The 8,186-nt window shown below is 54.6% G+C and carries 10 protein-coding genes; 6 read left to right on the top strand and 4 right to left on the bottom strand.

Annotation, left to right across the window (positions count from 1 at the left end; all coding sequences use genetic code 11):
- The coding region (locus tag ACIQ2T_RS10405; RefSeq protein ID WP_397590749.1) for a DNA polymerase at nucleotides 1–704 on the top strand (704 nt) is incomplete at its 5' end.
- Nucleotides 705–722: 18 nt separating this feature from the next.
- Here the strand turns inward: ACIQ2T_RS10405 and ACIQ2T_RS10400 are convergent.
- Together ACIQ2T_RS10400 and ACIQ2T_RS10395 are read right to left on the bottom strand one after the other, a co-directional pair.
- Nucleotides 723–977: a DUF2171 domain-containing protein gene (locus ACIQ2T_RS10400; protein WP_306062288.1), complete on the bottom strand. Its 255-nt coding sequence runs from the start codon at nucleotides 975–977 to the stop codon at nucleotides 723–725.
- Between the two features lie 113 nt (nucleotides 978–1,090).
- On the bottom strand, nucleotides 1,091–1,984 hold the full coding sequence (locus tag ACIQ2T_RS10395; protein ID WP_306062287.1) for a prephenate dehydratase: 894 nt from the start codon (nucleotides 1,982–1,984) through the stop codon (nucleotides 1,091–1,093).
- Between the two features lie 146 nt (nucleotides 1,985–2,130).
- Here ACIQ2T_RS10395 and ACIQ2T_RS10390 point away from each other — a divergent pair, with 146 nt between their 5' ends.
- Nucleotides 2,131–2,763 carry a c-type cytochrome gene (locus tag ACIQ2T_RS10390; RefSeq protein ID WP_397590748.1) on the top strand — a complete coding sequence of 211 codons (633 nt, stop codon included), beginning with the start codon at nucleotides 2,131–2,133 and terminating at the stop codon, nucleotides 2,761–2,763.
- Nucleotides 2,764–2,773: 10 nt separating this feature from the next.
- Here ACIQ2T_RS10390 and ACIQ2T_RS10385 read toward each other — a convergent pair whose 3' ends face one another.
- Entirely contained in the window at nucleotides 2,774–3,640 is an 867-nt protein-coding gene (locus tag ACIQ2T_RS10385; protein WP_397590747.1) for an LOG family protein, read from the bottom strand.
- Nucleotides 3,641–3,679: 39 nt separating this feature from the next.
- A complete protein-coding gene (locus ACIQ2T_RS10380) occupies nucleotides 3,680–4,342 on the bottom strand; it encodes an extensin family protein (RefSeq protein ID WP_397590746.1) in 663 nt (220 codons plus the stop codon).
- A gap of 181 nt (nucleotides 4,343–4,523) precedes the next feature.
- On the opposite strand from ACIQ2T_RS10380, the gene ACIQ2T_RS10375 reads away from it, so the two are divergent.
- The 4 genes from ACIQ2T_RS10375 to serA all read left to right on the top strand — a co-directional run.
- On the top strand, nucleotides 4,524–5,060 hold the full coding sequence (locus ACIQ2T_RS10375; RefSeq protein WP_397590745.1) for a ferric reductase-like transmembrane domain-containing protein: 537 nt from the start codon (nucleotides 4,524–4,526) through the stop codon (nucleotides 5,058–5,060).
- Nucleotides 5,061–5,062: 2 nt separating this feature from the next.
- Entirely contained in the window at nucleotides 5,063–5,377 is a 315-nt protein-coding gene (locus tag ACIQ2T_RS10370; RefSeq protein WP_397590744.1) for a PepSY domain-containing protein, read from the top strand.
- 103 nt (nucleotides 5,378–5,480) lie between these two features.
- Entirely contained in the window at nucleotides 5,481–6,605 is a 1,125-nt protein-coding gene (locus ACIQ2T_RS10365; RefSeq protein ID WP_397590743.1) for a phosphoserine transaminase, read from the top strand.
- A gap of 103 nt (nucleotides 6,606–6,708) precedes the next feature.
- Nucleotides 6,709–8,186: phosphoglycerate dehydrogenase (serA, locus tag ACIQ2T_RS10360; protein WP_397590742.1), on the top strand; the 1,478-nt coding region annotated here is incomplete at its 3' end.

Genomic DNA, 8,186 nt, shown 5'->3' with positions numbered 1-8,186 from the left:
AACCCGGCAATGTCATATTGTCTGCCGACTATAGCCAGATCGAACTGCGCCTTGCCGCGCATTTTGCCGATGTGGCGCCGTTGCGCGATGCTTTTGAAAAGGGCGAAGATATCCATGCGCGCACCGCGCTGGAACTGTTTGGCGAAGTCAACCGCGACACACGCGGACGGGCTAAAACAATCAACTTCTCCATCCTCTATGGCATTTCGCGATGGGGACTTTCAAAGCGTCTGGAATCTTCGGCGGACGAGGCGCAGGCGCTTATTGACGCGTATTTCAAACGCTTCCCCGGCATTTCCAATTTTATTCAGGAAACGATGGCCACAGTGCGCGAATGTGGGCACTCAACCACCTTGTTCGGGCGTAAAACATGGTTTCCGCGCATTACGTCACCCAACCAAGCCGAACGGCAGGGCAGCGAGCGTGCGGCGATAAATGCACCCATTCAAGGGACAAGCGCCGACATCATCAAACGCGCCATGGTGCAAATGGGACCGGCGCTTAAAGCTGCTGGCTTAGGTCACGTCCAAATGCTGCTTCAGGTGCATGACGAATTGGTATTTGAATTGCCGCAAGCCGATGTTGCGGCCGCAAGCGAGATCATCCGCAACGTTATGGCCAATGCCGCAGAGCCGCTGGTGAAGCTCAACGTGCCCTTGGGCATTGAAATCGGCACTGGACCAAGCTGGGGGGCGGCGCACTAAAGTCGCCGCCACGCTGTATCAGCTGTCTTTGGTTTCTTCAGTTTCAAACGTCAACGCAACGTCGCCATTGGCCGATAGCCGGACAGTGTTATCGTGGACCGAGGCCACCAGTCCGCCATCAATATAATGATGATGGCCTTCATGGCCGCCTTGTCCTGAATCTGACTTGGTCAGCTTGATGCGATTGCCTTCAACGCCATCAACGGTGCCAACATGAACGCCGTCAGCGCCTATAACTTCTGCATGTTCTTTAATTTGCGATAGGTCGGCCATATTATGTTCCTTTGGTTGAGAACATAGCCAACGCTTGAAAATGCTTATGGGTTCCAACTGAACCACTTTGAAATCATACAGACCACGCCACAACAGGCGGTTGCTTAACAGATTCAACCGCGGTTGCGGGTTTGCGTATATGTGCCAAGCAAGCGGACCGAGTTGCAGTGGAAGCGCAGTTCCTCCAATGCGCGGTCGACGGCTGGGTCGCCCGGTGCGCCTTCGATATCGGCAAAGAATTCCGTGGCGGCAAAGCTTGCGCCGTTTTGATAGCTTTCAAGCTTCGTCATATTGACGCCGTTTGTCGCAAAGCCGCCCATCGCCTTATACAAAGCGGCGGGGATGTTCTTGACCTCAAAAATGAGGGTGGTCATCAACGTGCCCGTGAGGGTGCTGCGATCGACGGGCGCGCGTGAAAGTACAACAAATCGTGTCATGTTGCTCATATCGTCTTGCACGGCATCGTTAATGGCAACCAGACCATATAAAGCGGCCGCAATCGGCGGCGCGATGGCCGCAGCCGACGGGTCGTCATTGGCGGCAACAAACGCAGCAGCGGCGGCGGTGTCCGCATAGGCAACCGGAATTATGCCATTGGCGCGCAGGAAATGCCGGCACTGGCCAAGCGCTTGCGGATGGCTCATCGCCGTTTTTATGACTGCGTCTGCGGATTTTGCCATCAGACAATGGCGGATCGACATAAAATGCTCGGCTATGATGCTAAGGCCCGATTCAGGGAGCAAAAAGTGAATGTCCGCAACGCGGCCATGCAGCGAATTTTCTATTGGAATGATTGCACACGCCGCCGTTCCGTCCTGTACCGCATCAATGGCGTCTTCGAACGAAAAACAGGGCAGGGGCAAGCAGTCGGCATCATATTCCAGAGCCGCCAAATGCGAGTTTGCCCCCGGCGCGCCTTGAAAGGCAATCGCTTTTGCAGAAAGTTCATGTGCAGCAAGCGTCATGTCTTTGACAATTGCCAGTGCGGGTGCGGGATAACTGTTCATAGGGGCAGAGCGTTAGGATAGGGAAACTTATCGGGCAAGTGTCGATTTGGACACTTGCACCCGCCAACGCCCGCCATTAGAGGGGCCCATAGAACCGGCCGTCATTCTGCGCCGGCGTTTTAACGCACTTTCAAGGCTGATAAACAATGGATGATCGTAGTAACACAATTGCAGGCTGGGTTTTGGCAGGCGGCATCGTCGCGCTTGGACTGAGCATCGTCACGGGCATGTATTTCCACCCGGAGGCGCCTGAAAAAGAGGGATTTGCCGTTGTTGCCGAGGCATCGGGCGAAGCTGGCGGTGTCGCTGTAGTGCCTATCGCAACGCTGCTCGCGACTGCCGATGTCGCCAAGGGCGAAGCTGTTTTCAAGAAGTGTGCGGCTTGCCATACTATTGCACAAGGTGGCGCAAACGGCATTGGCCCGAATCTCTGGGCAGCAATGGGTAAGCCACATGGCCATGTTGCTGGATTTGCTTATTCCGACGCGTTGAAAAGCGTTCCAGGCAACTGGGATTGGGAAGGCATGGACAAATGGTTGGCCAATCCTAAGAAATATGCCCCGGGTACCAAAATGACTTTTGCGGGTCTGGGTAATCCAGAAGAGCGCGCAAACCTGATCTTGTATCTGAACGCGCAAGGTTCAAACTTGCCATTGCCAGCGCCTCCTGCGGCAGAAGCGCCCGCCGCTGACGCAGCACCCGCCGATGCAGCAGCGCCTGCCGCAGCGCCAGCAGCTGATGCTGCCGCACCAGCAGCTGCCGCAGCGCCGGCGAAGTAATCTGGTTAAATCAATGTGACACTTCGTAGAAATCGCAGATGGCATTCCATGCCTCTTCTGCGGTTTCTACGAATTGGAAAAGTTCCAAGTCACGCGGGCTGATGACGCCCTCGAGCACAAGCTCCTCAAAATTCACCACGCGGTTCCAAAATTCACGCCCGAACAGCAGGATTGGCATCTTTTTGATCTTGCCCGTCTGAACCAGTGTGAGCAGTTCGAAAAACTCATCAAATGTGCCAAAGCCGCCAGGGAAAACCGCGACCGCGCGTGCGCGCAGCAGGAAGTGCATTTTGCGCAACGCGAAATAATGGAATTGAAAGCTTAAACGTGGTGTCACGAACAGGTTTGGCGCTTGCTCATGCGGAAGCACGATGTTGAGACCAATCGATTCTGCACCGACATCATGTGCACCGCGGTTTGCAGCTTCCATGATCGAAGGGCCGCCGCCTGAGCAGACGACGAAATGGCGACGGCCTTCTTCATCGGTGACATTGGCTTTTCCGGCCAGCTGCGCCAAATGGCGGGCTTCGGCGTAGAAACGGGACTTTTCCTTCATCCGCTCGGCGATGATTGTCGCCCGCTCGCCTTCAGCCTCGGCCAACAATGCCTCTGCGGCTTCAGGCTCGGGAATGCGCGCGGAGCCGTAGATCACCAGCATCGAACCGATATTTGCCTCATCCAGCAACATTTCGGTTTTGAGCAATTCCAGTTGGAACCGGACGGGGCGCAAATCTTCGCGCAACAGGAAATCAGTGTCCTGAAATGCTAGCCTGTATGACTTGCTTTGCGTCTGAGGGGTAGAGAGTTGCTGTTCAGCAAAATCCGCTTCTTGCTGTGCTTTGTAGAAACGGCGATCGTTAATTTTTGTGTCTGTCATTACCCTGTATGTAGGGAGAATAAGTCGCTTTTGCCACCCCTATCGGCAAAAAGACGTTCCTTTGGTCATCGACTTCGCCATGTCGAAATGGAAATGGTTGGCATGCGCCGCATTGTAATCAGGGCCGAGAACCGTACCAAAGCGCTTACAGGCCGACTGGTGCAGACGACGCAAAAATGCTTGTTCTGCAGATGATCCGTGCCATCCATCAAGGACCGAGACCCGCCGTCCATCGCGCAGGATAAAGGCCGAAACGTCGACAGCGTTGGCAAAGGCGTGCTCGGATAATCTGCCTGATCGAGCTCCATTCACGTTCCGGCAGTTGAATGTGCCCATGGTTTCGATCCGGACAACTTCGCCTTTCAGATACATCTTTGCGGCAGGGCCAACGGCGTAGCGCGCCCAATCCGTGAAATTGTCTGCGAGCGGGCAGGTCATTGCCCCTAAATTTGTTGTCGGCGTGCCAAAATCCATAAGCGTAATGGTATCAATAGTGCGGCATCCGCCGTCGAAGCTTTTGTTCGGTAGGCCTGAAAAGCGGATTGATTTTGTCTTGAGCGCGGCCATGCACTTACGGACAGTTTCTGACGATAAACTCTGGCTTGAACGGGGTGCCTCAGGCTTTTCCCGCCCTCCACATGACGACAGCAACAAGACGCTGCCGAGCAGAATGCATCGTTTGAACGTTTTTAACACCATCATGTCTTCATAAGGCATTGCATGAAACGTGCAGCCAAAAAATGATGATATATGGTGCATGTGTCTGGAACATTGCGGATGTCGGTTCAATTTGCGCATTGCGCCGAACCGAACGGGCCATTATCAAAAATATATGTTGCGAATCATTCTTAACAACAAGAGTGTTTTTTGGGCGCTGCTGTGCTTGCCGGCATTGTTCATATTGAAGCGCTATGCGTCCGGCGAATTGATCGCGATGGATATGCTGTATCCTACTGGCGAATGGTCCGCTCGCTTCATGATTGTGGCGATGGCGTTAAGTCCTTTGCTTTCGCTGCTGGGGCCACGACCATGGCTGATCTGGCTTATTCAGCGCCGCCGTGCGTTGGGCGTCGCGGCCTTTGCCTATGCCGTCCTGCATCTTGTTTTCTACGTCATCGATATGGGAAATCTTGATGATATTCTGGCTGAGTTCTTAGCATTGGGTATCTGGACTGGCTGGGCCGCGATGCTATTGTTTGTGCCCGTGGCGATGACCAGCAATGATGCTTCTATGCGGGCGCTCAAGGCAGGATGGAAGCGGCTTCAACGCTTGGTATATCCTGCCGCTGTGCTGGTTCTGATCCACTGGATATTCATCCACAATGATATAGGACCAGCGCTCGTTCACTTCATCCCATTGTTGCTGCTCGTTGCGGCTCGATTTCTGCGCCACCGCAGACTTATTTTAAAAGGAGCATAATTATGCGTTTATTGACACCTCTCTCCCTTGCCGCTTTGGCCGCAATCGCTTTTGCCTCTGTACCGGCATCCGCTACCGGCGTTATCACTTGCAAGGCAGGCCCCGTTTCCGGCTGGAAAAGCGAGAAGGCACTTACCGAAAAACTTACCAAGGAAGGTTGGACGGTCCGCAAATCGAAGGTCGATGGCGGCTGTTATGAAGTTTATGGCACCACCCCCGAAGGCGATCGCGTTGAAGCCTATTTTCATCCGGTTACCCTCGAGAAATTATATGTTGCCCGTCGCGGCGAGGTTTTGTTTCGCAAGAAGGGTTACTGACAAGAGTTTACGATAGTCGTTGACAAAGTCGGGGCCGCGCGTAAAGGCGGCTTCGGGCCACGCGGTCCCAACGCCGCGCTGCTCTCTGCAAGGAGACGCTTACATGACTATAGTACCCCCCGCCGTTAAACCGGCGCGTCCGTTCTTTTCCTCCGGTCCCTGCGCGAAGCCGCCAGGCTGGAGCCCCGAAAAACTTCAAACCGAATCGCTTGGCCGTTCGCATCGTGCGAAAATCGGTAAGTCGCGTCTGCAGCTAGCCATCGACCTGATGCGCGAAGTGCTTCAGGTGCCTGACACGCATCGTATTGGCATCGTCCCCGGGTCAGACACCGGCGCGATTGAAATGGCCATGTGGACCATGCTCGGTGCCCGCCCCGTCACGATGATGGCATGGGAAAGCTTTGGTGAGGGCTGGGTCACGGATGTGAACAAGCAACTGAAGCTGAACGCCAATGTCATGAACGCGCCTTATGGCGAAATTCCTGATCTCGGCACGGTCGACTTCACCAATGACGTGGTCTTCACATGGAACGGCACCACCTCCGGTGCGCGGGTGCCCAATGGCGACTGGATAGCCGATGACCGTGAAGGTCTGACTTTCAACGACGCCACCTCGGCGGTGTTTGCTTATGACATGCCTTGGGATAAGCTCGATGTGACAACATTCAGCTGGCAGAAGGTTTTGGGCGGCGAAGGCGCGCATGGCGTGCTCATTCTCGGCCCACGTGCTGTTGAGCGGCTCGAAAGCTACACGCCAGCATGGCCGCTTCCTAAAGTATTCCGACTCATGTCAAAGGGCGCGCTCGCCGAAGGTGTTTTCAAGGGTGAGACGATCAACACACCATCAATGCTCGCGGTTGAAGACGTGATCTTCGCGCTTGAGTGGGCAAAGACCGTTGGCGGTTTGCTCGGCCTAATGGCGCGCAGCAATGCCAACGCCGCGGCGCTCGGCGATATTGTTGCGGCAAGCGACTATCTTGGTTTCCTTGCAGCTGACCCCGCTATCCGGTCAAAAACATCGGTTTGCTTAACCGTTAAGGGCGCGGATGAAGCGATGATCAAGAAAATGGCGTCTTTGCTTGAGGCAGAGCATGCGGCCTATGACATCGCCGGATATCGCGATGCCCCACCGGGCCTGCGCATCTGGTGTGGCGCGACCGTGGATACTGCCGATATCCAGGCGCTTGGGCCATGGCTCGATTGGGCATATGCCCAATCCAACGCTTAATCCTGAAAGATCGTCCTGAACCTGTTTCAGGACCTTTAATTCCCCTTTGCAATTAAGTTGCTGAAACCAGTGCAGCCTAACGATATTTGAAACGGAATCTAACATGACTAAGCCACGCGTACTTATCTCCGACCAAATGGACCCTAACGCCGCAAAGATTTTTGCTGAACGCGGCTGTGACGTTGACGTTATCACCGACAAGACACCGGATGAGCTTGCAGCAATCATTGGTGATTATGACGGCATCGCCATCCGTTCATCGACCAAAGTTACAAAGCAGATCTTGGACGCCGCAACGAACCTAAAGGTTATTGGCCGCGCGGGCATTGGCGTCGACAATGTCGATATCCCCAATGCGTCGGCCAAGGGTGTTGTCGTGATGAACACGCCTTTCGGTAACTCGATTACCACGGCAGAACATGCCATCGCCTTGATGTTCGCTCTCGCGCGTCAGTTGCCTGAGGCCAATGCGCAGACCCAAGCAGGGCTCTGGCCGAAAAACGGTTTCATGGGCATTGAGGTCACGGGCAAGACGCTTGGCCTGATTGGCGCTGGAAACATTGGTTCCATCGTCGCTAGTCGCGCGCTTGGCTTGCGGATGAAGGTTGTTGCCTTTGATCCTTTCCTGACCGCTGATCGCGCGATTGAAATGGGCATTGAGAAAGCTGACCTTGATACCTTGCTTGCCAAGGCGGATTTCATAACCCTGCACACGCCGCTGACCGACCAAACCCGCAACATATTGTCGAAAGAAAATCTCGCAAAAACCAAAAAGGGCGTACGCATCATTAACTGCGCGCGTGGCGGCTTGGTCGACGAAGCTGCGTTAAAAGAGGCGTTGGACAGCGGCCAAGTTGGCGGCGCAGCATTGGACGTTTTTGCAACGGAACCAGCCAAGGAATCCCCTTTATTTGGTACCCCTAACTTCATCTGCACGCCGCATCTTGGCGCGTCGACAAATGAGGCACAGGTCAATGTGGCGCTTCAGGTGGCTGAACAAATGGCGGATTATCTGGTCAATGGCGGCGTTACCAATGCGTTGAACATGCCAAGCCTGTCGGCCGAAGAAGCGCCGAAGTTGCGGCCTTATATGACCCTAGCGCAAAAGCTTGGTTCGTTGGTCGGCCAATTGGCGCATGACAATCTCGATAACATCGCGATTGAGGTCGAGGGCGCTGCTGCAGAGCTCAACATAAAACCGATAACGGCGGCCGTATTATCCGGCTTTATGCGTCGTTTTTCGGATGCAGTGAATATGGTCAACGCGCCATTTTTGGCAAAGGAGCGTGGTTTTGACATTCGCGAAGTGCGCCATGACAAGGCCGGCGCTTATCACACATTGGTGCGCGTTACCGTCAACACCGCCCAAGGGCCGCGCTCTGTCGCGGGCACTTTGTTCGCTAATAGCGAAGCCCGCCTGGTCGAGATTTTCGGCATCAGCCTTGAAGCCGAGCTTGACGGCAACATGCTGTATATCGTTAACGAAGATGCGCCCGGTTTCATCGGCCGTGTTGGAACGACCTTGGGTGAGGCTGGATTGAACATCGGCACGTTCCATCTTGGCCGTCGCAGCGCTGGTGG

The organism is Sphingorhabdus sp. (assembly GCF_044357595.1).
Lineage (GTDB): Bacteria > Pseudomonadota > Alphaproteobacteria > Sphingomonadales > Sphingomonadaceae > Sphingorhabdus_B.
Note: the sequence above shows the minus strand (reverse complement) of the source record. Positions and strands in the feature narration are given on the sequence as shown.

Coding starts and splice junctions, on each gene's coding strand:
- ACIQ2T_RS10400 (WP_306062288.1), bottom strand. CDS start 977: ATGGCCGACCTATCGCAAATTAAAGAACATGCAGAAGTTATAGGCGCT.
- ACIQ2T_RS10395 (WP_306062287.1), bottom strand. CDS start 1,984: ATGAACAGTTATCCCGCACCCGCACTGGCAATTGTCAAAGACATGACG.
- ACIQ2T_RS10390 (WP_397590748.1), top strand. CDS start 2,131: ATGGATGATCGTAGTAACACAATTGCAGGCTGGGTTTTGGCAGGCGGC.
- ACIQ2T_RS10385 (WP_397590747.1), bottom strand. CDS start 3,640: ATGACAGACACAAAAATTAACGATCGCCGTTTCTACAAAGCACAGCAA.
- ACIQ2T_RS10380 (WP_397590746.1), bottom strand. CDS start 4,342: ATGATGGTGTTAAAAACGTTCAAACGATGCATTCTGCTCGGCAGCGTC.
- ACIQ2T_RS10370 (WP_397590744.1), top strand. CDS start 5,063: ATGCGTTTATTGACACCTCTCTCCCTTGCCGCTTTGGCCGCAATCGCT.
- ACIQ2T_RS10365 (WP_397590743.1), top strand. CDS start 5,481: ATGACTATAGTACCCCCCGCCGTTAAACCGGCGCGTCCGTTCTTTTCC.